Below are 25,912 nucleotides of genomic sequence, written 5' to 3' on the forward strand. Positions count from 1 at the left end.
GCTTGATCGTCAGCCCCCCCCCCGCCTCGATCGCCTGTCGACATGCGTGGCGCATATGCCCGGATTGATCATAGTCAGTGGGGTGACATGAAGCGAAGCCTGGTTGTTCGTCTCGGCGGTTTCCGGGATCTTCCCCGCGAGGCCGTTCGGGTCGTAATTGATTACGACGACAAGGCACTTGGCAAATCCGGGCTAAAACAACCGCAGCTGCGCCTCTTTCTCCTGCCTGCGCCGCGTCACACTCTGCCGGTGGCCGTTCGTCGGCTTGACCGGCTCGGGCATGGGGATGACCACGGGCTCAGGCGCCGCCTGTTGGACGGGCTCCGGCGCCCTCACCGGCTCGGGCGTCGGCTCCAAGGCTGCCGCCACCGGCTCCTGACCTGCCTCGACCGGCTTATCGCCAATCCGCTCCCGAATTCTCACGGTCACCGGCCGCTCCGCCCTGACCGCCTTCCGCATCCCCGTCCGCTCAGGCGCGGCCTCGACGGTGTTCGCCTCCCGCAGGGTCTTGATCCGCTCAGCCAGCTCCGCCACCGGCGGCAGGCCCTCCGGCGGGTTCTCAGAGAGCCCGAGCCTGAGCTGGTCGCGTAAGTCGGACAACTGGCTCGTGTACTCCGCGTGGGCGAAGGGCTTGCCGACGCGCGATTCGTAGTCGCTGAGTTGGCCCTGCTTGACCGCGATGTCCGCCTTCAGGTGGTCGCAATCACGACCGTACCCATTTGCCAGCCGTTCCAGGGCGTTGAGCACGGCGCGCGGGCCCGGGTTATCCCTGAGCATCTGCTCGCGGCACCGCACGGCGCCATCGAGGTAGACTTCCGTCCCGCCCAGCGGATGCAGGATCATCCCGCATTCGAGCCCGCGGTAGGTGCCAAGCTTCGTCCGGTAGGTCTCGCTCACCTTCTCGGGCATCCGCTTCATGCGGTCTGCGACCGTCTCCTGCGAGGGGATTACGTCGTTCGTGGCGATCGTCGCCATGTCGGTCTTCAGGCCCTCCAGCCGCTTCTCCAGCCGCCTGATGTCGTCCGGCAGGTCGCGGAGGTTCTTCTTGGCGAGGTACTGCTCGTCGAGGTGGTTCTTCTTCAGGATGGCGAGCCGCTGCAGCTCGGCGTCGGCCTCGGCCAGCGTCAGCACTGCCGGGTTGCCGGATGCGATGGCCTTCACCTCGGCGTAGGAGAGCTCCTGGCCGCCGATATCCTCGGCCTTCCTGACTGCACAGTCGCCGCTCATCACCTGGGCGATGAACCGGGCCTTCGTCTCAAGTGCTTGCCACATATAGGCGTCGAACGAGCCCTCCGTCACGTAGCGGAAGATCGCCACCTCGGGGTTCTCGTTCCCCTGCCGGAGGATGCGGCCGTCCCGCTGCTCGACCTCGGCGGGCTTCCAAGGGGCGTCGAGGTGGTGGAGGGCCACCAGCCGCTTCTGCACGTTGGTGCCGGTGCCCATCTTGGCCGTGGAGCCGATCAGGACGCGGACTGTGCCCTGACGGACCTTCTCGAACAGGGATTGCTTCTTCGCGTCGGTGTCTGCGTCGCCCATGATGGCGATCTGGGCGCGGGGGATGCCGCGAGCTACTAACTTCTCTGCAATTTCGTCGTATGCAGAGAACCCCCACGCCGTCGGGTTGATGCCCATGTCGCTGAAGATCATCTGCGTGCCGCGCTTGGCCTCCGTCTCCCGCCAGATGCGGAGGACGTTGCCGACCAGGGCGTTGATCTTTGAGCCCGGGAAATCGCCTCCCGCCCCCAGCATCCGGCCGTCGAGGGCCAGCTTGCGGCCGTCCGTGGTGATCGCGAGGGCGTTGTCCTCGCGGGGATCGACCTTCGAGTTCCGGATGCGGTCATACCGCTCGATGAGCCCGATCTGCAGATCCTTCTGATCCTCCGACATGGGGCAGGCAACCGTCTGGGGCTTGCCGCCTTCCAGCTTCGGCCTCGGCAGGTCGAGCATGTCCGCCGTCTGGACGTCGGCGAAGGCCCGGAACATCTGGACCAGCTCCGGCAGGTTCACGAACTTGGCGAAGCGGCTTCGGGGACGCAGGCTTGCGCCGTCGGGCGAGATCTCCATCGAGTCGACCACCTCGCCGAAGGTGGCGGCCCAGGCGTCAAAGTGCTCGATGCTACGCGAGCGGAGCCCCTCCGGGTCGAGGAACCGCTGCATCGTGTACATCTCGACCATCGTGTTGCTGATCGGCGTACCGGTGGCGAAGGTGACGCCATGGCCGGCGTGCTGCTCGTCGAGATACCGGGCCTTCATGTAGAGGTCGAACGCCCGTTCGCTGCCGCCGGTCTGGATGCCAGCGACGCGCTCCATCTTCGTGGGCGTCTCGAGATTCTTGAAATAGTGGGCCTCATCGATGAAGACGTGGTCGACGCCCAACTCGTCGAAGACCAGTCCGTCGTCCTTCTTCTCTCCAGCCAGCAGATTCTTCAGCCTCTCCTCGCGGTTGGCCTTCTGCTTCTCCAGGTTCTTGATGATGTTCCGGCCGGAGGACGCCTTGTCGATCAGAAGTGACTCGTACTCGGCGATCTGCTCGCGAAGGAACTTCTCCTGATAGTCTCGGCTCATCCCGATCCGCTCGAAGCTCGAATGGGTCACGATGATCGCGTCCCAATCGCCGGTGGCGATCTTGGCGGTCAGGACCTTGCGGCGTTCCTTGGTGAAGTCGTCCTTGGTGGCGATCAGCACCTTCGCGTTGGGATAGAGCTGCAGGTACTCGCGGCCCGCCTGTTCGAGCATGTGGTTGGGCACCACGATCATGGATTTTTTGGTCAGCCCGGACTGCTTCAACTTCATCGCTGCCCCGACCATGACGGCGGTCTTGCCCGCGCCGACGACATGAGCCAACAGAGTGTTGCCGCCGCTCATGACCCGCCAAATGGCGTCCTTCTGGTGCTGGCGAAGCTCGAACACCTTGCTCATGCCGGGGAAGTCGAGGTGCGAGCCGTCAAACAGGCGGGGGCGGAGGTTGTTGTAGGTGTCGTTGTAATCCCGCACGAGCCGATCGGTGCGGTCGGGATCTGCGAAGATCCACGTCTTGAACTTCTCCTTGATCAGCTTCTGCTTCTCTTTCGCGGCCTGCGTCTCGGTCGGGTTAAGGACGCGCTCATCGCCGTTGGCCCCGCGGACGATGTCGTAGATGACCGGCGTCTTCAAGTTCAGGGACATGGAGAGCAACTCAGTGCCGTTGATCCGGCCCGTGCCGTAGTCGGCGGAAGCCGCGACCGAGCTGATGGCCCGGTAATCCGGCTCGGCAGACCATACCGCGTCCTTCTTCAGGTGCCCCACGGTGAAAGAGCCGCCGAACAACTCTTCGGCGAACGCCTTGATGTCGCTCGCCGGAATCCACGGTGCCCCGAGATTCGCGTCGATATCGCCCGGCAGGACGTCCTCGGGCTGCACCTGGCGGAGAGCCTCCGCGTTACGCTGGTATTCCGGTCCCGACCGCTCCGCATACGCCAGTTTCGAGCGTACGTTGCCCGACAGGTAGGCGTCGGCGGTCTCCCATGCCTTCGTCTCGGGGTCGCGGTAGATCAGGTCGCCCAGTTCGGCGATGACTGTCTCCTCCGGCTTGCCGTAGAGTTGGGCGATACAGGCAAGATCGACAGACCCGCGGTCGTTGAGCGAGACCAGCAGGCCCTCCTCGGCCGATGTGACGTGTGTGACGGGCGGCTTCGGGCCGACCACGTCCCGAAGTAGGATCGGTGCCTTCGCCGCCTTTCCGGTCGCCTCGTCGTACTCCTCCAGGGCCATGACGAGCATGGCGTCCGGGTCTTCCCGGAACTTCACGAGGTTCGGCATCCGGCGAATCGTGCCGCTCTGGGTCTCGGAGATGGTCGTCTTGTTGATCGGGCCGTAGGCGGCCAGGAAACGGTCATAGGCCGCGTTGAGCGACCGGCGGGCATCGTTGCGGTTCGCCTCCGGCCAGCCCTCGTTCTGGCTCTGCAGGACGCGGCGGGCATGGTCGCGGAGGCCGATCAGGGCGGCCAGCCTCCGGCCGGTCATGCTGCCGTCGGCTCTCTGGATTCCGCCGCTGTAGTCGACCGGCTCGCCCTCACCGTTCTCGACCTGGCGGATGACCTTGTCGTCACCGACGAAGAAGCTGCCCTCGGCGATGTGCCGTTCGGGAGGCGGAGGGACGAAGGCGGGTTTCTGGGGAGCGATGTCGGCGACATTCGTGTCGGAGACATGGTGCGAAGGTGGCGGATTCGGCCGTTCTGCTACTGACTGGTTTGCTCCCGCGATTCGACCCACGGCCTCCTTCAACTGGCTCGCCAGGTCGCCATTCGCCTTCACCGAGAACCCGGAGCCGTAGAGCGTGTCCTCGCGGCTCCAGTCGCCCAGCACCATCTCGTGGTGGTTGCAGAAGTAGCGGTTGACTGGCAAGTCGGCCCCCTGGATGCCGAGCACGGAGGTTTCCAGCCATTCGGGGTCGGCGTGTTTTGGCTCCTGCCCGGGGGCCCGCTTCCGCAGGAACAGGATGTCGGTGGTGACCTGGGTCCCTTCCCTCTTGAACGCATCGCACGGCAGACGGATGGCGCCGAGGAAGTCGGCTTTGGACGCGATCATCTCGCGGGCGGCGGCGTTCTGCTTATCGAGGGTGAAATGGCTGGTGACCACGGCGAGGACGCCGCCGGGCTTGAGGGCGTCGACCGATTTGGCGATGAAGAAGTCGTGGAGGGAGAGTTTCTGCCCCTGGTACTCGAGGCCGATGTTGGCGAACGGGACGTTGCCGATCACCGCGTCGAGCTGGGGGAGCTTCGAGTCGCGGAAGTTCTCGATGCGGATGTCTGCCTTGGGGTGCAGGGCGCAGGCGATCCGGCCGGAGATGCCGTCGAGCTCGACACCGATGAAGCGCTGCCCTTCGGGGGCGTGGCCCATGAAATTCCCGACGCCGCACCCCGGTTCGAGCACGACGGCATTCTGGGGCACGCCGAGACGCGAAAGAGCGTCGTGCATGGCCGTCATGACGACGGGCGAGGTGAAGAACTGGGAGAAGGTCGTCCGCTTGGCCGAGTCGTATTCCTCGGGGGTCAAGAGCGTCTTGAGTTCCTCGCCGATCGACTGCCAGCCGTCCTTGAATCGACCGGTGACTGGATCTGGGAATATCGAGAGGGCGACTGCCCCGAAGCCGCCGAAGCGGGAAAGTATGTCCCGTTCATCGGTAGTGGCCTGGCGGTGCTCGGATTCAAAGGCTTTCAGCGTGCGAATCGCGGCCAGGATGTCTCGGGCCTTGGCCTTATCGCCGGTCGAAGTTGGTAGGTCTTGGTGATGATTCATGGTTCCTCCTGACGTTTGAGGCCCCGCGAGCGGGGGCCTTTCGCCGGAGCGATCAACCGACTCAGCAACGGCCGGGTCAAGCGAAGCTGGGGTAAGGGGACCCGGCTGCAAGCTTGAAGCGGACGGCTGGGGAGGTACGGTCGCGGAGGATGGCCCCTGCGGGGAGTGGACCGAATGAGGAGGAGGCGGGGAGAAGATGGGGAGGAGATTTTGCCCGCGAGCGGGGCGTACCCGCTCGGCGAACGAGTCGGGGCGATCTTTGCGGGGATACCGGCTGGAGTATGAGGGCTTGAGGTGGTAATCCGAGGTCATGCTGCCATAACAAATGCGGGTTCGAGTATGACTAGCATCGGCACCGCGGCGAGGCCAGCGGAATCAGGTCAGCGGCAACGGCCACCGGAATGCTCGCGGTCGTGCCGGGAGATCTCACGGAACAGCCCCATGCACTCCTTGGCAGCCATGACCGACACAAGGGCGATCGAAAGGCCGGTAAGGGCGAAGGCCAACTTCTCGTTTCCGGCCTTCCCGGCCATCTCCTGGACGTGGGAGGCGGCGGTGAGCGTGTTATGGGGGAGCGTGGTCATCTGGCGGCCATGCAACAGGCCATGACGATGCCGCCGAAGGTCAGGAGAGCGAGGAAGCCGATGACGTCGGCGATGAATCGCTCGTCACGGAATCGGGAAGCTGACACCGACACAGACATATCCGTCGCCAATACCTTCCGGACAAAGCGAAGCACAGCTACTTAGCCCGAGCAGAACTGAAAGCGTGAATAGCACCCGCAACGGCAAGCCCTCCCGCGATGATGGAATTCTGCTGCTCAGGTTCCAGCGTGATGCCGCCCGCCATAGCGAGGTAGGTGACACCGCGCCAGAAGCCGGGCGAGGAGATGAGGTTAAGGAGCCAGTCCCTCAAGCGACGGCCTTGGCCTTCTGCAAGGCGAGCTCGATCAGCGTGCGCGCCTGAGACTCGATGAAGGTGTGGCCGTTCGAAGTCACTTCGGATTTAAACGAGTTAAGGGCGGCGTCCATCTTTTCGCGACTATCGCCAGCGACATTGAAACCAGCCGTGACTGCGTTTTCGGCGGCTGTGAGCAGGAGGTGCGCGCCTTCGACTTCGATGGCCACGATGAACGGATGAATGAAATCCCAGAGCGGGCCTGTCAGAAATGCGATAACGGCATCGCGGGCCTTAGTAAATGCGGACATACAACCTCCTTGTTGTTATTTATATGAAATTTATCATGGGTTCGGCGTAGCGGCAAGCATCAATAGTGCCATTCGGTTATTGAGTGGCCGTGGTCGACGCGGCGGTCGATGTGGATGAAAGAGGCGCCGTGCCCAATGCTCCAGCCCATCTCTCGTGCGAGCTTGAGGAACTTCGCCCGCTTGGCATCCGGCCACATGAGCGTCGAGATGTCTGCCGCGCACGCCCCGGTCAGGCCGGTCACAAGCTGGGCGTTGATGAGGTGGAAGCTCTTGTGCGCGCCGCCGATGGCCGCGTTGTGCCTGACGCACCTGCAGCAGCTATTTACCACCATCGGGTTGCCGAGGGCTTCGCGCAGCTCGTTCAGCTTATCGAGGAAGCCTTCCATCAGGAGGCATTGCTTGCAGCAAGGGCATTCCAGCTCGACGGGGAGGAAATAGTTTTTCACCGCTTATCCGCTTTCCGGTCGAGCTTCTGGTCGAGGTTCATGAACCAGCTGTTCATGTCGTCGCGCAGCTTGCCAATGCCCTGCTGCTGGGCCTCCACCAGCTTGTCGAATTTCTGCTCGGTAGCCTTCTCGCGTTCCTTCGCGGCGGCCTTCACCTCGACGATCTCCGTCTTGCGGTCCTTGTTCTCGTCCTTGAGGGTGGAGATGTCAGCTTGGACGCCGTACCATGCCCCGATGGAGCAGAAGATGATCGTGGCGGCGGTGATGAGGTGCCCGGCGTGAATGGTGGGGTCGAAAGAAAGCCATCTAGGATTGTTTGCCATATCGCCCCAACAAATAACTGGTTTCAAATGTAGTATAAAGTAAGCATAAATACAACAACAGAATGGCTTCTTCTTGTGCGGGGAGCTTCACTACGCCTTCGCTATGCCGTAGATTTTGGCGGTGCCGGTGATGGTTCCGCTGCTGAACTTGAAGCGCACGGCGTTAATGGAAGTGGTTGCGCCTCGGTTGCCCAGCCCGTCGTATCTCGTGAGAATCGCCCCATCGATTGCTTCAAGGTCGGATCTTATCAGCTTGCTCAGGGTCGTGTTGTTGACGGACTTGAGCTTGATTTCGCCGTTCAGGTTGGTGACGGTACCACCCGACGTGAGCTGGATCTTCGAGTCGCTGGTGCTTCGGTTTGTCACCAGTGACGTCCCGCCGATCTGCTCGTAAACCCAAGCGTAATTGCCCGCGCTGGCGTCGAAGTTCGCCCCGTTGTCCGTGCTGGTGAGCAGCTGAAGGTTCGTACTTCCCGATCCCGCCGCGATGTCGTCCAGGACAATCAGGTAATCGTCGTAGGTCGAGGACATCTTGCTCGTGATGTCGAGCGTTGATGCGGCGGCGGCGGTGACCGTGCCGAGATAGACGAGCGCCCCCGAGGTGTAGGGGCCTTCGCTCAGGCCTTTGATCTGGAACTGCGTGCCGTCGTAGAAGACGTCGTAGGTGCCGCCGGAGATGATGTCGTTGGCGACGAGCGCGGCGAGCGCCCCGTTGTTCATCTTCTTGACGTTCTTGGTGCCGAGCCCGTCTACGTTCACGGTGACGGCCGTCGTGTTCGCCGCCCCTGCCTTGAAGGTGAACCGCTGGCCCGAGACGTAGGCTGTGATTGCTGGCGAGTTCGTTATCGTAATCGCGTCACCGGTGCCGCCGACCGTTCCGTTGGTGAAGGTCTGGTTCTGGACGTCCTTCGCTGAAGGAATCTTGGTGCCGCCCGCCGTGGTCCCGTCGCCCACGACAAGCCGCTTATTCGTCTTGTCGTAGCCGAGCTCGCCCTCAGCCGGAGTCGCGGCGTTAAGGTTCGTCGCGGTGTCACGGCGGATCTGTGTCTGTGTCGCTGTCGTCATACGAAATACATCCAATCATCAGTTGTTCCGACCAAATCGGTCCAGTTGCCATAGTTGTTCGTCGGCCCGACCAGGTCGGTCCAGTTGCCCCAGTCATTCGTCGTGACGACGCCGCCCGAGTAGCCGGCGACGGCCCCGGTAATGGTCACCCAGTCGGAGCGCGAGCCCAACGCGCTAACCGCCCGGATGCGGAGGTCGTAACTGACGTTGATCGAGCTGCTGAGAACGTCGGCGGTCGTCTGGTCGCCGTTCACAAAGAACGACGGCCTCCAATCGGCGTCGGCGGAGAGCTTGTACTGGATTTCCACCGTGCCGCCGTTAATCACGAAGGCATCTTCGTGGACGTCCCAGGTCAGGACGAGGTTGTAGACGTCGACGCTGCCCGTAGCCGTGGTGATGCGCGAGTTATATGAGACGCCGATGGGTACGGCGGGCTTCGCCAGCGGGTTCGGCAGATTGGTGTCGGGTGCCGCGTCGATGACGGTGGCATCGCCCGAAGCCCAGTCGTAGCTGGCGCTGCTCTCCTCCTGGAGCGTCAGCACGATGGGGCCGATGCCCGCGGTGCTGAACTTCTTGATGCGGAAGACCTTGTGGTCCCAGCCGAGGTTCGAGTCGGTATAGGTCACGGTGTCCCAGACGGCGCAGGAGATGGCGTTGTGGTTCAGCACGAGGTCGAGCTGGATCCCCTGGCGGGCCTGCTCAAGAACGACCTTGGCGATTCGCTGGGCGGCTTCCGGATGGTTCGTGAAGGGTAGCTGGATGTCCTTGAACATCTGCGTGCCGCCGTCGTCCGCGGTGTAGAGCTCGTTCACGACGGGCGGGAAATCGGTGGCGGCGTATTTCCGGCTCGGGTCGATGTACGTCCCCTGCACGGCATTGAAGAGCTGCTGCCTCGGTGTCCGCGTTCGGATCTTCACCGGCCCTGCGAGCATGTCGGTGGTGATGTCCAGCCCCGTCGAGTCGTAGGCCCCGGCGTGCCCTCGGAATTGGCCCTGGACGTAGGTGACCGCCCCCGCCATCGCGGCGACGAGGGCGTTCAGGTTCTCGATCGGGGCGTTCGCGGTGTCGAGCACGCCGTTGCAGGTGTACCGGCTCTGGGAACCGCCCGTGGTGAGGGCAACCGACTCGTCGCAGGTGTTTGCGGCCGCGGAGAAATAGGTGTCGTTGATCTCGGAATCCGAGCAGTTGAATCCGTAGTCGCTGGCGAGGTAATCGCGGATGCAGAGCGCGGTGTTCTCGCTCCACGCCGTCGTGCCGTCCCTCGGGTCATAGACCTTCTTGCCCTTGACGATGGCGCTGATATTCGGGATTCCGTGGCCGAACACCTCCTGGTTGTACTGGAGGCGGACGTAGACGTAGGCGATGCCCTGCAGGCGGTGGGCGGTATCCCAGCCTGCCACCTCGGCGACCATATCGGCGTCGGCCTCCTGGCTCACGCTGCCAGTGTGCTTCTTGATGCGGGCGTAGCTGTTCTGAGTCGCTGAGAGCGTGTTGTTCACCGCCGTGCCGCCCGAGGCGGAGGCGTTCGGCCCGCCGTTAGAGTAGGTGAAGGTCGTCGAACTCGGCGTGGCGAGGATGATGAAGTCGCCGTTCATGGACAGGTCAGTGACCGTCGTGACTGTGACCTGGTCGCCCGCCGTGAACCCGTGTGCGCCGCTCGTTGTGACCGTGACCACCTCGTTCGTACGGATGGCGCTGTCGATGCTCTTCGTGGTGGCCGTAAGTCCTTCGGGGTAATAAGGGTACGGCAAATTCGTGGCGTAGCCGTCCGCGTTTAGCGTTACGGGCTTGTCGTTGAAGTAGATGGTCCCGATCTCCTCCACCTCGTGCCCGGCCAGGGCGATGATCATGTGGAGCATCAGGTTGGTGCCGGTCATCGGGCCGCCGTGCGGGGTCGGGCCGCTGTTGGTCGTGCCGATGTAGACGATGGGGCCGGAGACCTTGGCCTGCCCGTAGATGACCTTGTGCGTCTCGACGGTCGAGGTGACCATCGCGGCGCGGGATGACGGGGCGTTCGTAGACAGGCTGGATCCCGGATGGCCGGGAGCGAATGCCCGGCTGCCGACGGCATTGATGGCGGTCGAGACGGCGAAGCCCGCAAGCCCCGCGGTGATCGCTCCGGCGGTCGCGGCGGAGATCCCAAGCGCGCCGATGGCTCCGGCCGCGGCTACGTCGCACGCGAAAAACGCGGTGAGCCCTACGCCGACTTCGGCGGCGGTGGCCGCTCCTGCGATGGCGGCGATGACGGGGATTGCTGGGGGCATCTAGACCTTCCAAGCCCGCAGGCATTTCGTGAATTCGAGGCGAGTCACCCCCTCCAGCGTCAGGAAATAGGCACGCGCGCCGTCGCAGATACCGAGCATTCCCGCCGGGTGCTGCACGATGTCCCCACGTTTGGCCCTGAGCACGGGAATCGCGTCGAGGTGCTCGTCGGCGAGGTCGGCCGGGCTTGCGAACCCGAGAGAATTCAGGACGGAGTTGGCTTCTTCCTCGGTGCCGTAGGTCCCGCGCCAATCCGCCGCCAGATCGTTACCGGTGAGCTTGCGAACCCAGTTCGCGCACCAGAGGACGCAATCGTGAGCGCCCCACTCGAATTCGCAGCTGCGGCCTTCCACGATGTGTGCGGCGAGCAGCCCTTCCCAACCCTCCGGCCTCATGTCGCCGAACCCCAGATGATGGTCTTGTTCGACGTCTGCTCGATGTATTGCAGGCCCGTGTCGCCCGGGAAGCGAGACTGCTGGGTGGCGTTGTTGTACCTCCGGATGACGGGCTTATCCCACGCGGCGAACCGGTTGCCGACCGATAGGGTGATCCCAAAGGTCTTGTCCTGGCTGAAGTCGGCGGTGTCGATCAGCCCCTTGTAGAGGATCGCCGGGGTGTCCACGAGCACCCGGGTGGTCAGGTTCAGGTAGCCCAGATAGAGCGTGGCCAGCCTCCCCTGATACTGCTCATTGAACAGCACGCCCGCCAGATCCAGCGGTAGGCCCGAGAGGGAGAGGTTGATCTGCGAACTGGACAGGTCGCTCACCTCGTCCGCCGTGCTGATATTCCCCAGCCTGCCTACGCCGGTGTAGGTGTCGCCTCCCCATACGATGGTGCCTAAGTCGCTATGCAGGTTTATGTTGGCGCTGTCGAATTCCATCTTGAAGAAGAGGACGGGGTGGATCTCCGGGGCTTGGGCCGCAGAGATCGTCGTGGAGGTTATGTCGCGGGAGCCGGTCACGAGAACACCTCGAACGCCGCAAACGTCTTCGGCTGGTAAACGCCTCTCTCGTTGCACTCCCACATGGCCTGCATGTCGTCGGCCAGGACCATCGTGCACGTCGCCTTCTGGACGGTGATCGCGGCGTTGTCCGCCGGGCTGTTCCGCAGTGCGGGTTTAAAATTCAGCGTGGTCTGGCCCGAGCCATTCGTGTTCGCGTCCTGTGTGAGCCTTTTCAGCTCGCCGTTCACCGAGAAATAGTCCCCGGCCTTCAGCCACCCGGTTACGTTCGCGGTGCAGCCGTCGATAACGAGGGAGCTGCCGGTCTGGGAGCCGCCATTGACCAGCGGCGTGCCCGTTCCCGCCCCACGCGGGGTCTTGCAATCCGGGTCGAAGGCGTTGAAGGTGTTCACACCACCTTCCAGTCTGTCGAGGAAGGCGATCCAGTAGGCCGCCTTGTCGCGGCGCATGGCCGGGAGTGAATAGGTCGCCACCCACCTCGCCCCGCCCAGGAGCATGCGCTGGGTGGATTTGGTGAGCGGGCTGGTGAAGGTCTGGGTGTTCGTCTCAAGGCCGAATCGGCAGTTCGTGAAGCCCGGCGAGGCTGGCATGTCGATGGCGGTCATGACCGTCTCCCGGCAATGCGGGACTCACCGCCGCCGTTCTGCATGGCGGCAAATACGCTCGCATGGGCCATCCCGGCAATCTGCGGCGCGGCATTCCTGATGGCGGCGTTGACCGTCTCCGGAAGGCCCGGGGACATGTTGATCGTCTGCTGGACGACGACGGTGTTACCGCCGATCTTGCCGTTCGGGATGATGGTCCCGGCGGCGTTCGGCACGAAGATCTCCGGCCCGCGCTCGCCTACGATGGAGGGAACCCCGATCGGGGGAGCGCCGCCGTCAGCGAAGAAACCGCCGAAGAAGTTTTTCGCACCTCCGATGGCGTCGTCCAGAAGCCCTTTGCTCCCGCCCTTGCCGACGAGGGCATCCGCCAGCGGGCCCGCGACCTTCTGCTCGAAGGCCGCCTTGGCGATAGATTCGGCGAAGCCGAGCATGGCTTCGCTGGCTGAACCCGCCTTGAAGGCGATGTCGGTCAGGGTGGAGGAGAGCTTGTCGTGCAGCTCCTGCTGGAAGCGGGCGGCCTCCTGCATGGATTCAGCAAGGTCGTAGTTGGTGCGGGCCAGTTGCATGTTGGCCAGGATCAGGTCGTTCGCGTCTTTGATTCCTGCCTTCGCGGCGAGGTCCATGGTCTTGTACATGGCCGCAAGGGCGGCTTGCTCGCGGGGGCTCTCGTGAAGAATCTTGTTCTGGCGTTCCAGGGAGAGGTTGTAGTCGTCGAGGGTCTTGCGTGCGTCGGCCAGCTTCTTCGCGGCTTCGGCTTTCTCTTTCAGGCCGAGCAGGTCGGCGTTTGAGCCCCGAGCGTCGGTAGATTTCTGAGCCGGGCCGAATTGCTCGTTACCTACGGAGACGAACTTCGCCGAGGTGACAAATCCGTTCTCTTGCGCCTTCTTGATGTAGGAGTCGGGCAACGGATTTTCGCCGGGCATTCCCGACTTCGCGTTGGTCGCGGGCTTGGCAGTTATCTCGCTGATCTTGTCGGTCACCTTCAGGATGGCGCCGAAGGCCTCCAGGAACGAGTTCTTAGCCTTGATCCCGGCGGCGGAGAGCGAATCACCGAAGGCGTCGATCCTCTTGAGCGTGTCGTCGCTCAGCCCATTTTTCATTTTCTCCTGGGCCTCGACCGCCTTCCGCATGTCGCCCTCGTACTCTTTCAACAACGGAATGAGCGAGGCGAAGCCGCGGCCGAAGATGTTCATCCCGGCCTCGGTCTGCTTGTTCTGGTCGGTGATCTGCCCGATGGCGCTCGCGATGGCGTAGAACTGATCTTCCGGTGAGAGGGCGCGTAACCGCTTCACGGATAGACCGAGGCCGTCGAAGGCTTTGATGGCCTCCTCGTTGCCCTTGGCCGCCTCGCCGAGCAGGTTATTCATTTTGTTGACCGCGGCGCCAAACTCATCGAGGTTCGAGCCGCTGGTGACAAGGGGGGCTTCCAGTGCCGACAGGGTGCTGGAGGCGAAGCCGATACGGTCCGCGAGATCGACTATGTGGCCCGCCGCGTCGATGGCTCGCCTGCCGAACTCAACGAGGGCGACAGCAGAGATCGCGGGGGCCAGCTCGAGGATCTGCTGCTTCAGCTTCCCGAACGCTCCGCCCATCTCCCCGGCGCTCTGCTTGACGATGCCGTTCGCCTTCCGCATCTCACGTTCGAGCTGGGCGGCATCAGCCTTGATGCGGACGACGAGTTCCCCGATGTCCGTCACGCGCTACCTTCCCGCATCTGCATTTCCTTTTCTTCCATCATTCGATTGAGTTCCTCGATGTCGTCCTTCGTGAGCTTGTCCGAATTGCCGATCTTGACGCCCTTGCTCATGGCGTAGCCGTCGTAGGCATCCATCACGGTCCAGGTGTCTGCCCCCCAGAACTCGGAGGGCTGCATCCTCAGGACGCCGAGGCAGACTCGCCGGTACTGACTCCAGGGGAAGCGGCCGGAGCGGTCAGCTTCCCGATCATCTCCCCCATCTTTTTTGCCTTCTCTTCGCGCTTGCCGGGCGGCGCCAGGCAGACGCTCAGGAACGAATAGAGATGGAGCCGGAGAGTCTCGTTCTCGTCGCCGGAAAGCCCGACTTCGCCCCAGAGCAACTCGCCCGCTTCTTTCGCGGTCATCTTGTGGTCACAGGCCGTCAGCATGGTGGAGATGACCTTCGCCAGCTCGTGCGAGGGCATCCCGTTGACGATCTGGACCGCGAGCAGGCCGATGTTGGCCTTCAGGGCATACTCGACCGCCTCGATGAGCGCGAAGGTTCCAAGAAGCTCGTAGTCCTTACCCGCGAACGGGAGCGTGTAGCGAGGGCGGGCGGGTTCGAAGCTCATTACTGGTACTTCGTCAGCTTGACCGCGGCCACAGTGAGGCCCGTCACGGCGCTGTAGCCGAGGCTGACCTTGCCGGTGGACAGATCGTTGAACCGCTCCGTCGGGAACGGGCCAACGACGCATAAGCCGCCATTCGTGCCTGAGCCGGGAATGGTGACGGTGGTGTCCGGCGTCGCGATGGTGCCGAAGCCGGGCCTGGTCGTGTCGTTGGCGGCGATCGTCAGCGTGCGAGCGGACGCGTTGGCGTTGGTGAACAGCAGGAACGTCCTGCCGTCGTTGGTGAAGGTGTCGCCGGCGACGTCTGCCGAGGCGCTGGTGTGGTTGAGACCCGCGAAGGTCACGGTTTGGACGGATAAATCAGCCATGGTCTACTCCTTATGCTGCGGTAAATGAGGGTTCGCCGGTCGATTCCAGCGTGTAGTTGTAGGTCTCGACGCCCTCCACATCGCCCGCGCGTTCGTAGCCGGTGATCTGGAAGTCACACACGATGATGTCGCCGTTCGGGAACTCGAACGTGTACGTGTCGATGGAGTTGGAGAAGGCGCGGCTGCGGATCGATTCGTCCGTCGCCGAGTCCTTGAAGATGCCCTGGCAGGCGATGCTGAAGAATTTCAGGCTGCCGTCTTCGAGCAGCTCACGCCAACCGGCGGTGTCCTTCGTGCTGACGTCGATCACGCTGTTGTTCATCTTGATGCTCGTGCTCTTCAGGCCGCCGATGAGCGTCTTGCCGCCGCCGGAACCTGAGTAGATGAGCATTAGTCGGCCTCGTTGTGCAGCCATAGTAGTAACCCTCCTTGGTTGTTAAATTGATTCAATCAGCGCGCGGTAACGCGCGACGCCGTGGTAAAAGCGGTCGTTCGCCCCCTCCACGGTCGTGTCCTGGAACGTCTCCTCGAACTCGCTCCTGAGCTCGACGAGCGTGAAGTCGGTGACGGCGATGCTGGCTTCCTGCCGGTGCAGCGCGTCGTAAATGGCCGAGAGGATCGACTTGACCGACTTGCGTCCGGCCTTCTCGAAGTCCCAGCAGTGGATCGTGAGCGTGCAGTCCCAGCCGTTCTCGGTCTTGGTGCCTTCGAAGGTCAGCGTGTCGTCGCCGATCACCACGTAAGGGGCGGTGGCTGCCTGCGGCACGAAATCGTAGACCTTGCCAGCCCCGATGAGGGCGGTGAGCGCGGAGAATCCCGTGAGCCGCGCGTAGATCGCGGCCTGGAGGGCATTGCTCGGGGTGCTCATTTCGTCAACCCGCGCCGAACTGCGTCCTGAATCCGGTCGCGGATCCACGCCTTGTTCTTCTCAAGTGCCGGGAAGAAGAACGGGCGGGCCGCCATCAGGCGGGTGCCGAACTCGAGCATCCGTGCGTAGACGACCGTGCCGCGACCTGCGACCGTGAAAGCCTCGCCGCCACCTTTGAGGTAGGCGTTGATGTCGTTGACCAGCCTGCCGGTGTCCGAGGCCGGGGCCTCGCCCGGGGCGGATGCCTGGTGGGTAACTGTCCGGCGCCGGTAGGTGCGCCCCGATTTCTGGCCGGATGTGATTGACCGCTTGGCGTCGCTGGCGACCTTCTGGGCGCTGGCGAAGACGGCCTTGTTGACCTCGTCGGCGATGTTCTGCTTGATCCGCTCGCTGTTCTGGGCAAGGGCGGGTAGGCCCTCTATCTTGACCGAGAAGTCCATACGCTACGGCTGAATCTGGACAAGCGCGGCGCCGCAAGGCGGAATCACGACCGGCGTGCCTCGGGATAGCGACGTGGCGGTGGGCACGCTGGCCCCGCCAGCCGCGATGGTCCCGCCGTTGATCGTCGGGTTGAGGTCGGTGCAGCTGGTCGGCGAATAGACGCGAAGATTCGCGGTCGTCCACGCGCTCGACTGTTCGGGCGTGACCTGGGCGTAGTTGCTCTGGTCGCCGTTGATGATGATGATGTTCGCGTTGCCGATTCCGTTCTTCGTCGCAATCGCCGACACTTTTGAACTCAACCCGCCCGAGAGCGAGCTGGTGACGATCTGCTGGCCAACAACCTTTGAGAAGAAGTACATGCCGTTGAAAATTGGAGCCGGGAGATAATCGCTGCCGGATTTGTAGAAGAAATTGTAATAGCCGACATGATTGAAAGGCTGGCCGACGCTGACGAGGTTGTGCTGGCTGTAGCCGTTATAGCCGAGCTTCGCGATGGTCGCCGACTTCTGGAGCCAATCGGTCGCGGCAATCGCGCGGTCGGTGATGCCCTGCGACCCGCCGTTGTAGTTGATGTTGCCTTCACCGATGCGGAGCTTGCTTCCGGCGTAGGCTACGTTCGAGATGCTGCCGTAGACCTGAGCCCAGTTATAGGCACCGGCCTGCGCCAGCACCTGCGTGAGCGTTGGCTTGGGGCTCGCACCCTGCGCATAGTAATGGAAGGTCGCCAGCTCCAGATTGCTCAACCCGGCGGTGGTCCCGTTAATCCACGTCTGGAGGTTCGCGTCACTGTCTTCCGGCCCCTCGAATTTGGCCGATGGATAGGCCGCCTTGATCGCGGCGTAGTAGCTGTCGAATGCCGCCGTCCAGGATGCCCTCGTCGTGTGCTGCGACTGCTCGTTTCCGACGCTGAAAAGAACCCGGTTGTTTGGCACCCCGGTGAGCATGTATCCCGCTTGGGTGACGGCCTTGGCGCTGTCGTTCTCCGGGGATGAAAGCCCGTAGATGATCGTCCAGCCCGAGCCGAGGGCGGCCGTAAAGTCGCCGAGATGGGTGGCGATGCTCTGCGTCAATGCGGGCGAGGGAATCGTGTCCTGCGCGTTGCCGCCGACGCGGAATTGGCCGCTCGTTCCGAGCAGATTGACCAGCCCGATCAGCGAGGAATTTGTTCCGACGTAGATGGTGTCGAGGATGGCGTCCGTGGTCTCCGCGCTCCAGCCGATGAAGTCGGCGGGGATGGTGACGCTGGTGGAGGCCAGATTCGCCGTGACGGTGCCGACGGAGGTGCCGCTGCCGTCGGGGAAGGTCGTTGCGACTTTCTGGGCGGTAGTCAGTGCTCCGGAGTAATACTTGACCTTGCGGAGACAGCCATTGAAATTGCGGGTGCCGTCGAAGCGGTTGCCGAAGCGAATGGCGGTGATGCCGGTGGGGACCGTTGCGTTTGAGATGTCGCTGGCTCCCACGCTGTTGAACTGCGTGCTCACCAAGTCCTGAGCCGAATCGGAGAAGCCCGCACCCTGGCCGGTGCCGTAGGAGACGGCGGATTTCACCACGGCGTTGGCCGCATAGTTCGGCATCATGCCAGCCGAGTTGAACGTGCTCCCGGCTTTCACGATAGTGGCACCGGGCAGGTTCGTGCTGCTCGTCACCGAGATGTTGTTCGAGGCGGTGCCGTCGTCGAAGGAGGCGACGTAATCCACGGCGTTCGACGATGCGCTGGTGCGCATGGCTTCCACGGCGAGCGTCCCGGCCGTGGCGTTGAAATAGCCGGAGACGTTGGTGGTATCGGCCACGACGTCTGCTGCGCGCGTAACCGGGGCGCTGGTGGTGATGATGGGGCTGGTGACGTCGGCACCGATTTCGTCCTGAACCACGTCCACGTAAACCGCATCCCCGCTGGTGACGAGGCGGATGCCGATTACCGGGTTGGTCGAGGCGGTTATGAAGTATCTCGCCCAGGAGCTTGTGATTGCAGTGGTCGTCCAAAGCGTCCCGTTGTTCGAAGTGAGCTGAACCGCGCCCGTGCCGGTTTTTCGTTTCATGAAGACGCTGTAGCGCTGCGAGCCGGAAGCGGTGATGGATTGGGTAACCGTCTGATTGGCGGCGCCTGCGGTGATCGTCGATGCGGAATTCGCCTGCCCGTCGATTCCGGTCGCATCCTTGGCGACGGTCATCGAGCCGGATTTTGTCCACACCGCATTCGTCAGGTCACGGCTGTAGAGAGCGTTATTGGTACGCTGCTCGTCGATTCGCAACCCGCAGAAGTTCGGAGTCGGGCCGCTGTAATCGAAGCACGGCTGGTTGCTCGATAGCTGCTGAAGCGTACCCGTGTTGTCGAAGCATCCCTTTGCGCTGGCGCGGGTCAGCGTAACGCCAGTTGGAAGCGATTCCGTCGTGAAGTCGTAGGTATAGCTCGCGCTCGGGATGTAGCTCGTCGCGCTGCTCGTGCCGCCATGGGGGAAGGCGACGGCCTGAGCCGAGAAGAGGCAGAGGGCAGTGAATAGGGCGACGATTTTTTTCATACAGCTAGAAGCAATGGTAATAGAGGGTTCCGGTCAACGAAGACATGGCAGCCGTTACCGCCGTAGTACTGATGGACGAGATGGTCGGCGTAATCGCCGCGTTGGTCGTGAACATGCAGGCCGGGGCCGCCGTGAGCGGCGTGCCGAAAGTGATGGTACATGCCGTTGCTGCCGAGATGCCGGTGATCTGTCCTTTGTTGTCGCCAGAACCCGCCGCAAGAGAGCCACCGCCGCATGTGCTTACGACGGGGAGGGTGGCGCTCGGAGCGATAGCCAGTGTGCCCGCGATTCTTCCGGCGTAATTGTTGGTAGCCCCTGTGTCCGAGGCGATGTTGAAGCCATATGAGTTGGTGATGGTTCCAGTCGCGACCAGGGCGGTGCTTGCGTGGTACAAGCCGCTGATGTTCGTGCAGGTCGCGTTCGTGCCGCAGCCAGGGAGCTGGAAGCCGATGGCGGCTGCATCCGTAAGTGTCGAAGCACCCACGAAGCTGTGGGTCGAGCCGCTGAAGAAGTAATCGCGCTGCAAGGTCAACGCACCCGTAGAGTGCTGGCGTGTGACGCCCGCGCCCGCCATTTCCATGAGGAAGGCTTCAGTCGATGCGGTGAGCGCGGCATCGGCCGGAGCCGTCATCTTGAGGTGGGATAACGAGGCGGTGCCGGTGGTTCCGGGGGTGAGGGTAAGGCCGGTTTTGCCGATCGAGGCGACAAGCGAGCTGTTGTTTTGCAGGGCGATGGTGCCTGATGTGGAAGGAGCATTGAGCGTGAGCGCGCCTGAACCCTTGGAAGCGATGGTGAGGGGGCCGTTCGCGCCACTATCCGTGGCGGTGATGGTTGCCGCGCTGCCGGTCGCCGCACCCTTGATGGCCACACCCGTCGCCTGCGAAGCGGTGCTGGCGTCCACGGTAAGAACCGGGTTGGTCGTCCCATTCGCTCCCACTGCGAGGGCGGTAGCCGAGGAGCTGGTGACGGAGTTCGTGCCCGTCGTAGCCACCCCGGTGGAGGACCATTCTGCGACCTTGGAGCCGCTGATTGTGACGTCGACCTTGCCCGCCCCTGCCGTGTAGAAGCCGGTGGTGGCGTCACCCGTGACTTGGGGGCTGGCGGCGCTGACGGAGGTGCCGAGATTTGAGCTCGAAGTGCCGGAGCACGACCCCGCTACCCACGAGCCGCCGGAGCCGACGACGCATTGGCCGTCAACCTCGGCCAAGCCAGCCGGTGAGCTGGTGCCGTTGCTGACGACGATCTGGCCGCTGGTGGGCCATGTGACGCTACCGCCGCCCGAGTATTGCGGAATGTTCAGCGTGTTCCCGATGAAAGTGGCCGCGCCGCTACTGCCGGTCGTGGTCAGGGTGATCGGCGCCTGATAGTCGGTGCCGGCCGTGGCTGCTGTTGCCGCGCCTGAGGTGTCCGACGTGAATTTCATCATCGCACCGCTCGTCACCGTGCCGAAGCCGGGGAAGCCGATCGCGAAGTAATTGCTGCCATCGCTCGCCGGGTATGCCCAGCCGCCCTTGTGCAGAATCAGGGACGAGTTGCCGTTGATGGTGCCGCTGGCCGGGGTGATCGTCGTCGCGCCGACGCCAAGACTCAGCTCGGTGTAGGCGGCTCCCGCTCCAAAGCCGGTCGTGGCTGTGGCCGGCAGGGTGACGGCGATGGCCGATGCGTTGCTGTTCGTCACCGTCTTGCCCATGTCAGAGGCGGTGATCGTGTACGTCGTGCCGGTCTGGGCATTGACAAGCTCCGCCAGGCCGATGGTGAAAGTATCGGTCCCGGGCGAGGGTGTAATCACGACGTTGGGGCTGGCCGCCGTTACGCTGACGGAGCCGCTGCCCGCCGGGGTGGCCCATGTGCCATCGCCGCGCCAATAGGTCGAAGATGATGCGGCCGTTCCGCCGTTCATTTGGCTAACAGCGATATTGCCCGAGAGGTCGGTGAAGGCGGGCTGCGCGCTGGCGGGGACGCCAGACGTGGAAATGCCGGTCAGGAACTGGTTCGGGAGCGTCGCGAACGATTGAGTGCCGCCGAGCGTCGAAGCCGACGGGTTGGGAAGCTGCGAGGCCGCCACCGTGCCGGAGATGTTCGAGAAAGAGGGTTGGGCCAGAACCGGGACGCCCGAAGTGGTGATGGAGGTTACGAACTGATTCGCCACGGCTGCGGCGGACTGGACGCCACCGAGCGTCGAGGAGGTGGGGGCGGGCAGGCGGGCGGCGGGCAAGGTGCCGCTGGTGATGTTGGCCGCGTTGGTGGTATCCGTGGTCGCGGAAGCGGCTAGGCCGGTGATGTTGCTCGCTGATGGCTGGGCTTTGGTGAACGCGCCAGTGGTCGAATTGTAGGCGGTGAAGAACTGGTTCGCGGTGGACGTCGTGTTCGCCGGGACGGTCTGGTCGCCGGTGTTGACGCCGGAGGTCAGGGCGAGGAGCGCAAGGTAGGCATCAGTGACGAATCGCTTATCGGTCGAATCGGTGATGTTGGCGGTCGTCGTCGTGTCCGTTGTGGCCGAGGCTGCGGGAGTCGAACCGAGGATTTTTGAGACCGTGGGGTTGGGGTAATTGCCAGACAGGTCGCCACCGGCTGCGGCGGTCGCCCCAAGAAACGCGGTGGTGGGCTGTGTGGCTGCGCTACCGACCTGCACTCGCACGTTGGCCCCAGAGCGAACGGCCGGAATCTGGTCGGTCGTCTGCACGGTCCCGCCATTGGTCATGGCGCTGATTTTCGTGTCCGCAGCATAGAGCGGCGTTGCCGCCAGTGAGAACGCGGCAAGCAGGCCGATGGTGCGATTCAATAGAGTGGTTTTCATATTCAGTCCTCGGTTAATATTTGGCTTCCGTCTTCCAGCAATATCGAGCCGCCATCTTCCGCTCCGACCGTAGATGCAGGGTTGACGGGGATCTCGATGGTCGTGATTTCCGCGCTGACCAGAGCGTTGCCCTGGTGCGTGCGCCTCGTATATCCTTCCGCCGTCAGCATCTTCAGGTCGTAGACGTACAGGCCTGGCGCCATGTCGGTGGTTGTATCCTCGCTGATGAACGGGGTAATTTTCCCAGTCGCGCCGTCGATCGTGAGCCCGCCACCCTCGGCTGTGGTCAGGGTGATGAGCAAGCTCGCGTCGCCTACCGCCGGTCGGATCTGCAGCGCGGCGCTCGCGCCAGAGATGTCGACCACGCTGCCGCTCGAATCCGTGACGTAGAACGGCTCGTCGAAGTCGGCTCCCTGCTCGATGGTGATGTTCTGGGTCTTTGCCGTCATGCCTGTTCCAATGCCTTGATCTGGAGGATTCTGCCCCGCTCCTCGACATTGATCGCTTCCTTGACCTCAAAGACGCGGCTTCCGAACCTGAGGCGGTTCGCCGTGGTCACGTCGCTGCGGTAGCGCATGACGATCTTGTGGCTGACCGGCGTCTGCATCTGCATCGCCTGCACCCGCTCGTAAGCCTTTATGGGCGTAATCGAGCACCAGACGGTCGCGCCGTCGGCCCACGTCTCCGTGAAGCCGCCTTGGCCGTCGGTAACCTGCGATACGCTCTGGATGACCACCTTGTGCCGGAGGGATGCCGCGAAGCCTTCGCAGCAGCTACCCAAGGCGGTCCCCCATGATCCGGTAGGGGTTGTAGAGCTGCCGCGCGCCCGGCGGCACGTTCGTCGGGTCTTCGCACATCCCCCGCTGCTCATAGAGCGAGGCGACGTGCATCATGATTCCGGATTTGATCGGCTGGGGCACCGCGGCGGCGGTCCCGTACCCTGCGACGTAAGTGATTTCGCAGGCGGCGATTGGGCGAAGATTTGAGGGCCAGGTAGCCCCGGTCTTCAGGACCAGCCGAGCCCCGGCGGTGTCCAGGTAGTAGTTGGTCGCGCTGAATGCGGTGGAAACCCCGTCTGGGTCGTAAGTTACGACAGAGGCGACCGATTGAACCGGGCCTTTGGGCAACTCGATGACGCTCGGGAGCCCCCCGTACAGGGCCGAGACCGGCAGGTCATAGACCCCGTCGCAGAATCCGCCGCCGAATGGCGAGGCCGCTTGGTCGAGAGTCAGCTTCCAGGTCTGGGTGATGAGCGCCCGGCGGAGGTACTCCTCGGCCGCTTGACGGGCGGTAGCGATGAGCTGGCCGAATCTGGGCCCCTCGCTGCTGTCGTCCACCTTGGCCCACTCCATGGTTTCGGACACGGTCAAGGGTTCGCTCGCCGGGCCAGTGACCAGCGTGAGGGAACGGCGAGGGCGGCGAGTCACGGGCTATTTCTTCTTGTTCGCCGGAGCGGCTTTCACGGCCTTGTTCTCCGGGGCATTGCCCTTGGCTTTCTCCTCGGGTTCGCTCTTTGTCTTCGCCGCCTGCTCGGCTTCGGTCTTGGCCTTTTCCTCCGCCTCACGCTTAGCGGCTTCGTCGGCCTCGGCCTTCCGCTCGTCCTCGAGGCGTTCCTGCTCCTTCTGAGCAGCCACCTCGGCTTCTTTCTTGGCTTTCTCCTCGGCGGCCACGCGGTCGCGTTCCGCCTTCTTCTCAGCGGCCTTACGTTCGGCTTCGGCCTTGGCTAGGGCAGCAAGGCGAACTTCTTCCGCCTTCCTGGCGAGTTCCTCGGCTTCTCCGTCGACCAGCTCGATGGCCCCAAGCTCGACGAAACAGCCCAGCAGCTCCTCGCCGATATCGTATTCCTCGCCTTCGAGGTACGTGTCCGGGTAGATCTTGCCCTCGTCCACGCCCGGGAGGGTCTTCAGCATCTTCACTTTCTGCTTCATGTCGTTCTCCTTCAAAGAGGCGGGGCAGCCCTAAAGCTGCCCCGATCAGTTAGCTGTTCACCGGCTGGGCACGATTGCGACCACGCAGGCCCAGGACGCCGATAGGCGTGCCGGTCGAGTGGGTGCCGGAGAAGTTGAGGACGCCACGGATGTAGCGCTTGGTCCCCTTGTAGCCCACGGCGACGACCAGCTGGTCCTCGGTCGGCGCGTCGATGAGCGCCGCAGTACCCGTGTTGGTGGCGGTGACGTAGTTGGTCAGGTCCGCGTTAGCGACATCCGACCACGAGGAGTTGTCGTCCGATTCCTCGACTTCCAGCTCGATCTTGTTCGTGCCGGAGAGGGTATCGGCCGAATCGCCGAGGTGGAAGAGCAGCGTCGCGTCGTCGCAATCCTGGAGGTCGAGGGCGGACGAGTTGGTGTCCGAGTTGCGGACCGCCGGCACCAGCAGCGAGAGGAAGCCGGTGTTGTGGTAGAGGGAGGTATGGTTGGGCATAGAGAGTCCTTTCGTATGTGCAAGGAGGGGCGGTTTCCCGCCCCCCGGTTGGTTATTAGGTCAGCTTGTGCAGCTTGATGGCTTCGAAGTTCTTCACGCCACCGCCAACGCGCTTCGTGGTGTAGAAGCGGACGTTCGGCTTGTCGGTGAACGGGTCGCGGAGCACGCGGATGCCCGCGCGATCAACGATCTGGTAGGCCTCGCGGAAGTCGCCATAGGCCATCGCCAGGGCAGCCGAGGCCACCGCGGGCATGTCGTTGGCAAACCGTGCCGAGCGGCCCATGATCGTCGGCTCGAGGCCCACGTTCTTGTCGAACATCATGTTGAAGATCGGGCGGGACTGACCGTCCACGATCGTCATGATGCTCGCGATCGTCGCGCGCTTGAGCAGGAAGGTTGCATTCGCCTGGTACTGCTCTTTCAGCGAGGACTGGAGGCTAACCAGGCCGGAGTAGGTGAAGGCACCCGCCGAGCCCGAGTTGACCTGCTCGATCTGCTGGGCGGCGAGGTCCGTGCCGGACGCGTAGCTGAGGAAGCCCTTGGGCTGCATTACGCCGTTGCCTGAGACGAATGCGGTCGCTTCCTTGCGGCCGAATTCCTCGCCCGCCTTGCCAGCCAGCCAGGATTCGATGTCGATGGTGGAGTCATCGAGCATCTTCTGGGAGGCCTTCGGCTGCGTGTACAGCTCGTTGACCGTGATGGACAGCTTGCCGAGGGTCGGGGTCGTGGTGTCGCTGCGCGTTGCCGTCTCACCCACCCAGCCCGAAGTGTTCTGGTCGTTATCCAGGATCACTTCGTAGGTGTCGGTGCCGATGGTGATGACGCTGGCGAGCTGACGGATCGGCGAGGACTCGTAGACCTTTGTCGTGATCACGCCGCCGAACTCGGGGACGACCAGGTAGCCGCCGTTGGGTTCTGAGTTGACCGACATCGCCTTGAACTCGGCCTCGTCGGTCACGTTACGCTTCAGGAAGTTGTCGAAGTAGATCTTGTTCTCGTCGTCCTGATGGCGGGCGAAGTCGTTGAAGAGCTTCTTACGTTTCAGGCTGATTTCTTTGGCCTTCAGCTCCGGGGTCTCGACCACGGCGCTGGGGCGGTTGAGGGCGGTCTTCACCTGGGTGAGCTCGGTTTCGAGGGCCTTGGTCTTGGCCTCGAAAGCCTCTTCGGCCGCTTTCAGCTTACCGTTGAGCTTCTGGCTTTCCTCGGCAGCCTCACCGATGAAATCGCTGATCTTCTTCATCTTGGCTTCGTCGATCGAATCGAGCTTGCCCATCTTCGGAGCGAGTTCGGTCTTGAAGGTTTCCAGGCCGCTCATCGCGGTGGCGAATTTGGTCTCCATGCCTTTGAGGGCATCCTTGACCTCTGTGATTACGGTATCGTTCATAATTTCATATCCTAAAGTTGGTTAATACGTCGCGCAAATCGCGCAGCACTGTCTGCTCCTCCGCCCCACCGTCCCGGTGCTTCAGCAAAGCCTTATAGCCGTCGGAAACCACGATCTTGGCCTCCTTGTGGCTCAATCCTCCTGCGTCCCGCAGGAATTCCTCGAAGTCGCGCTCGGTCATGAACGCGCCGTCTTCTGATTTGACCCGTGTGATCTGGGCCTTTTCGTTGGCCGGGAAAGTGACGAGGGAGACTTCGTAGAGCTCCACCTCGGTCAGCTTGCGTACTTCCTTCTCGGTGTCCGTTTCCCATTTGCGGGCTGCGTAACCGATGGACATTCCGGTGATGGCCCCGGCTTTGACGAGCTTGTAGGCATCGTCTCCCATTGCGGTGTCCAGGATGCGGCCTTTGACGTACAGGCCCTTCTTCTGCTCCTCGCACTCGTCCCAGACGCCGATCGGCTGGTCGCTATTGTGTTGCCAGAGCATGACCGGCTTGCGGCCCTTGATCGACTTCGCGAATGCGCCCGGCATCACGATGTCGCTGTAGCTATCGATGTTGTTGAATACCGAGGCGAAGCCCTCGATTGTGCGCGCATCGTCGTCGGCCTTCAGCTCCTGGAGAGCGAAGGAGAGGCGTTTCAGTTCCATGTCCATTACCAGAG

Annotated in this window: 26 protein-coding genes; all 26 read right to left on the reverse strand. The window is 63.0% G+C overall.

Features of this window, described 5'->3' with window-relative positions:
- Positions 1 to 192 precede the first annotated feature (192 nt).
- Positions 193 to 5,277 (reverse strand): DEAD/DEAH box helicase family protein, encoded by a 5,085-nt coding sequence (locus P12x_RS26180; protein WP_435007971.1) that lies wholly within the window; start codon positions 5,275 to 5,277, stop codon positions 193 to 195.
- Between the two features lie 380 nt (positions 5,278 to 5,657).
- Positions 5,658 to 5,861 carry a hypothetical protein gene (locus P12x_RS26185; protein ID WP_435007972.1) on the reverse strand — a complete coding sequence of 68 codons (204 nt, stop codon included), beginning with the start codon at positions 5,859 to 5,861 and terminating at the stop codon, positions 5,658 to 5,660.
- A gap of 327 nt (positions 5,862 to 6,188) precedes the next feature.
- A complete protein-coding gene (locus P12x_RS26190) occupies positions 6,189 to 6,485 on the reverse strand; it encodes a hypothetical protein (RefSeq protein WP_435007973.1) in 297 nt (98 codons plus the stop codon).
- 59 nt (positions 6,486 to 6,544) lie between these two features.
- Positions 6,545 to 6,931, reverse strand: coding sequence for a D-Ala-D-Ala carboxypeptidase family metallohydrolase (locus P12x_RS26195; protein WP_435007974.1), 387 nt, complete (start codon positions 6,929 to 6,931; stop codon positions 6,545 to 6,547).
- On the reverse strand, positions 6,928 to 7,254 hold the full coding sequence (locus P12x_RS26200; protein WP_435007975.1) for a hypothetical protein: 327 nt from the start codon (positions 7,252 to 7,254) through the stop codon (positions 6,928 to 6,930). The genes P12x_RS26195 and P12x_RS26200 overlap by 4 nt, the downstream gene beginning before the upstream one ends.
- Positions 7,255 to 7,344: 90 nt before the next feature.
- Positions 7,345 to 8,319, reverse strand: coding sequence for a hypothetical protein (locus tag P12x_RS26205; RefSeq protein ID WP_435007976.1), 975 nt, complete (start codon positions 8,317 to 8,319; stop codon positions 7,345 to 7,347).
- Positions 8,316 to 10,583, reverse strand: coding sequence for a phage tail protein (locus P12x_RS26210; protein WP_435007977.1), 2,268 nt, complete (start codon positions 10,581 to 10,583; stop codon positions 8,316 to 8,318). Before P12x_RS26210 ends, P12x_RS26205 begins: the two co-directional genes overlap by 4 nt.
- On the reverse strand, positions 10,584 to 10,976 hold the full coding sequence (locus P12x_RS26215) for a DUF6950 family protein (protein WP_435007978.1): 393 nt from the start codon (positions 10,974 to 10,976) through the stop codon (positions 10,584 to 10,586).
- Positions 10,973 to 11,542 carry a hypothetical protein gene (locus tag P12x_RS26220; RefSeq protein ID WP_435007979.1) on the reverse strand — a complete coding sequence of 190 codons (570 nt, stop codon included), beginning with the start codon at positions 11,540 to 11,542 and terminating at the stop codon, positions 10,973 to 10,975. Before P12x_RS26220 ends, P12x_RS26215 begins: the two co-directional genes overlap by 4 nt.
- Positions 11,539 to 12,147 carry a hypothetical protein gene (locus tag P12x_RS26225; protein WP_435007980.1) on the reverse strand — a complete coding sequence of 203 codons (609 nt, stop codon included), beginning with the start codon at positions 12,145 to 12,147 and terminating at the stop codon, positions 11,539 to 11,541. Before P12x_RS26225 ends, P12x_RS26220 begins: the two co-directional genes overlap by 4 nt.
- Complete coding sequence (locus P12x_RS26230; RefSeq protein WP_435007981.1) at positions 12,144 to 13,844, reverse strand: hypothetical protein; 1,701 nt, start codon at positions 13,842 to 13,844, stop codon at positions 12,144 to 12,146. Before P12x_RS26230 ends, P12x_RS26225 begins: the two co-directional genes overlap by 4 nt.
- Positions 13,841 to 14,020 carry a hypothetical protein gene (locus P12x_RS26235; RefSeq protein ID WP_435007982.1) on the reverse strand — a complete coding sequence of 60 codons (180 nt, stop codon included), beginning with the start codon at positions 14,018 to 14,020 and terminating at the stop codon, positions 13,841 to 13,843. Before P12x_RS26235 ends, P12x_RS26230 begins: the two co-directional genes overlap by 4 nt.
- A gap of 2 nt (positions 14,021 to 14,022) precedes the next feature.
- Entirely contained in the window at positions 14,023 to 14,454 is a 432-nt protein-coding gene (locus P12x_RS26240) for a hypothetical protein (RefSeq protein WP_435007983.1), read from the reverse strand.
- Positions 14,454 to 14,819 (reverse strand): hypothetical protein, encoded by a 366-nt coding sequence (locus P12x_RS26245; protein WP_435007984.1) that lies wholly within the window; start codon positions 14,817 to 14,819, stop codon positions 14,454 to 14,456. The genes P12x_RS26240 and P12x_RS26245 overlap by 1 nt, the downstream gene beginning before the upstream one ends.
- A 10-nt stretch (positions 14,820 to 14,829) precedes the next feature.
- Positions 14,830 to 15,234, reverse strand: coding sequence for a phage tail tube protein (locus tag P12x_RS26250; RefSeq protein ID WP_435007985.1), 405 nt, complete (start codon positions 15,232 to 15,234; stop codon positions 14,830 to 14,832).
- Positions 15,235 to 15,255: 21 nt separating this feature from the next.
- Positions 15,256 to 15,687 carry a DUF3168 domain-containing protein gene (locus P12x_RS26255; protein ID WP_435007986.1) on the reverse strand — a complete coding sequence of 144 codons (432 nt, stop codon included), beginning with the start codon at positions 15,685 to 15,687 and terminating at the stop codon, positions 15,256 to 15,258.
- Positions 15,684 to 16,127, reverse strand: a complete 444-nt coding sequence (locus P12x_RS26260; RefSeq protein ID WP_435007987.1) for an HK97-gp10 family putative phage morphogenesis protein — start codon at positions 16,125 to 16,127, stop codon at positions 15,684 to 15,686. Before P12x_RS26260 ends, P12x_RS26255 begins: the two co-directional genes overlap by 4 nt.
- 3 nt (positions 16,128 to 16,130) lie before the next feature.
- A complete protein-coding gene (locus P12x_RS26265; protein WP_435007988.1) occupies positions 16,131 to 18,647 on the reverse strand; it encodes a phage head spike fiber domain-containing protein in 2,517 nt (838 codons plus the stop codon).
- Between the two features lie 4 nt (positions 18,648 to 18,651).
- Positions 18,652 to 21,444 carry a beta strand repeat-containing protein gene (locus tag P12x_RS26270; RefSeq protein WP_435007989.1) on the reverse strand — a complete coding sequence of 931 codons (2,793 nt, stop codon included), beginning with the start codon at positions 21,442 to 21,444 and terminating at the stop codon, positions 18,652 to 18,654.
- A gap of 2 nt (positions 21,445 to 21,446) precedes the next feature.
- The gene (locus tag P12x_RS26275; protein ID WP_435007990.1) at positions 21,447 to 21,893 is read right to left on the reverse strand and encodes a hypothetical protein; all 447 of its coding nucleotides are present in this window, start codon (positions 21,891 to 21,893) and stop codon (positions 21,447 to 21,449) included.
- Positions 21,890 to 22,225, reverse strand: a complete 336-nt coding sequence (locus P12x_RS26280) for a phage head closure protein (RefSeq protein ID WP_435007991.1) — start codon at positions 22,223 to 22,225, stop codon at positions 21,890 to 21,892. Before P12x_RS26280 ends, P12x_RS26275 begins: the two co-directional genes overlap by 4 nt.
- Complete coding sequence (locus P12x_RS26285; protein WP_435011730.1) at positions 22,218 to 22,808, reverse strand: head-tail connector protein; 591 nt, start codon at positions 22,806 to 22,808, stop codon at positions 22,218 to 22,220. The genes P12x_RS26280 and P12x_RS26285 overlap by 8 nt, the downstream gene beginning before the upstream one ends.
- A gap of 66 nt (positions 22,809 to 22,874) precedes the next feature.
- Positions 22,875 to 23,372 carry a hypothetical protein gene (locus tag P12x_RS26290; RefSeq protein WP_435007992.1) on the reverse strand — a complete coding sequence of 166 codons (498 nt, stop codon included), beginning with the start codon at positions 23,370 to 23,372 and terminating at the stop codon, positions 22,875 to 22,877.
- A 49-nt stretch (positions 23,373 to 23,421) separates the two neighbouring features.
- A complete protein-coding gene (locus P12x_RS26295; RefSeq protein WP_435007993.1) occupies positions 23,422 to 23,865 on the reverse strand; it encodes a hypothetical protein in 444 nt (147 codons plus the stop codon).
- A gap of 55 nt (positions 23,866 to 23,920) precedes the next feature.
- The gene (locus P12x_RS26300; RefSeq protein WP_435007994.1) at positions 23,921 to 25,249 is read right to left on the reverse strand and encodes a phage major capsid protein; all 1,329 of its coding nucleotides are present in this window, start codon (positions 25,247 to 25,249) and stop codon (positions 23,921 to 23,923) included.
- Positions 25,250 to 25,253: 4 nt separating this feature from the next.
- Positions 25,254 to 25,904 (reverse strand): HK97 family phage prohead protease, encoded by a 651-nt coding sequence (locus P12x_RS26305; protein WP_435007995.1) that lies wholly within the window; start codon positions 25,902 to 25,904, stop codon positions 25,254 to 25,256.
- Positions 25,905 to 25,912: the final 8 nt, after the last annotated feature.

It is taken from the genome of Tundrisphaera lichenicola, from assembly GCF_051175385.1.
In the GTDB taxonomy this organism is placed as follows: Bacteria; Planctomycetota; Planctomycetia; order Isosphaerales; family Isosphaeraceae; genus Tundrisphaera; species Tundrisphaera lichenicola.

Bases quoted from the DNA above. Each gene is read 5' to 3' on its own strand.
- P12x_RS26210 (WP_435007977.1), bottom strand. From the start codon at position 10,583: ATGCCCCCAGCAATCCCCGTCATCGCCGCCATCGCAGGAGCGGCCACC.
- P12x_RS26295 (WP_435007993.1), bottom strand. From the start codon at position 23,865: ATGCCCAACCATACCTCCCTCTACCACAACACCGGCTTCCTCTCGCTG.
- P12x_RS26205 (WP_435007976.1), bottom strand. From the start codon at position 8,319: ATGACGACAGCGACACAGACACAGATCCGCCGTGACACCGCGACGAAC.
- P12x_RS26200 (WP_435007975.1), bottom strand. From the start codon at position 7,254: ATGGCAAACAATCCTAGATGGCTTTCTTTCGACCCCACCATTCACGCC.
- P12x_RS26185 (WP_435007972.1), bottom strand. From the start codon at position 5,861: ATGACCACGCTCCCCCATAACACGCTCACCGCCGCCTCCCACGTCCAG.
- P12x_RS26250 (WP_435007985.1), bottom strand. From the start codon at position 15,234: ATGGCTGCACAACGAGGCCGACTAATGCTCATCTACTCAGGTTCCGGC.
- P12x_RS26260 (WP_435007987.1), bottom strand. From the start codon at position 16,127: ATGGACTTCTCGGTCAAGATAGAGGGCCTACCCGCCCTTGCCCAGAAC.
- P12x_RS26300 (WP_435007994.1), bottom strand. From the start codon at position 25,249: ATGAACGATACCGTAATCACAGAGGTCAAGGATGCCCTCAAAGGCATG.
- P12x_RS26215 (WP_435007978.1), bottom strand. From the start codon at position 10,976: ATGAGGCCGGAGGGTTGGGAAGGGCTGCTCGCCGCACACATCGTGGAA.
- P12x_RS26255 (WP_435007986.1), bottom strand. From the start codon at position 15,687: ATGAGCACCCCGAGCAATGCCCTCCAGGCCGCGATCTACGCGCGGCTC.
- P12x_RS26265 (WP_435007988.1), bottom strand. From the start codon at position 18,647: ATGAAAAAAATCGTCGCCCTATTCACTGCCCTCTGCCTCTTCTCGGCT.
- P12x_RS26240 (WP_435007983.1), bottom strand. From the start codon at position 14,454: ATGAGCTTCGAACCCGCCCGCCCTCGCTACACGCTCCCGTTCGCGGGT.
- P12x_RS26225 (WP_435007980.1), bottom strand. From the start codon at position 12,147: ATGACCGCCATCGACATGCCAGCCTCGCCGGGCTTCACGAACTGCCGA.
- P12x_RS26290 (WP_435007992.1), bottom strand. From the start codon at position 23,372: ATGAAGCAGAAAGTGAAGATGCTGAAGACCCTCCCGGGCGTGGACGAG.
- P12x_RS26275 (WP_435007990.1), bottom strand. From the start codon at position 21,893: ATGACGGCAAAGACCCAGAACATCACCATCGAGCAGGGAGCCGACTTC.
- P12x_RS26180 (WP_435007971.1), bottom strand. From the start codon at position 5,277: ATGAATCATCACCAAGACCTACCAACTTCGACCGGCGATAAGGCCAAG.
- P12x_RS26270 (WP_435007989.1), bottom strand. From the start codon at position 21,444: ATGAAAACCACTCTATTGAATCGCACCATCGGCCTGCTTGCCGCGTTC.
- P12x_RS26190 (WP_435007973.1), bottom strand. From the start codon at position 6,485: ATGTCCGCATTTACTAAGGCCCGCGATGCCGTTATCGCATTTCTGACA.
- P12x_RS26305 (WP_435007995.1), bottom strand. From the start codon at position 25,904: ATGGACATGGAACTGAAACGCCTCTCCTTCGCTCTCCAGGAGCTGAAG.
- P12x_RS26245 (WP_435007984.1), bottom strand. From the start codon at position 14,819: ATGGCTGATTTATCCGTCCAAACCGTGACCTTCGCGGGTCTCAACCAC.
- P12x_RS26235 (WP_435007982.1), bottom strand. From the start codon at position 14,020: ATGCAGCCCTCCGAGTTCTGGGGGGCAGACACCTGGACCGTGATGGAT.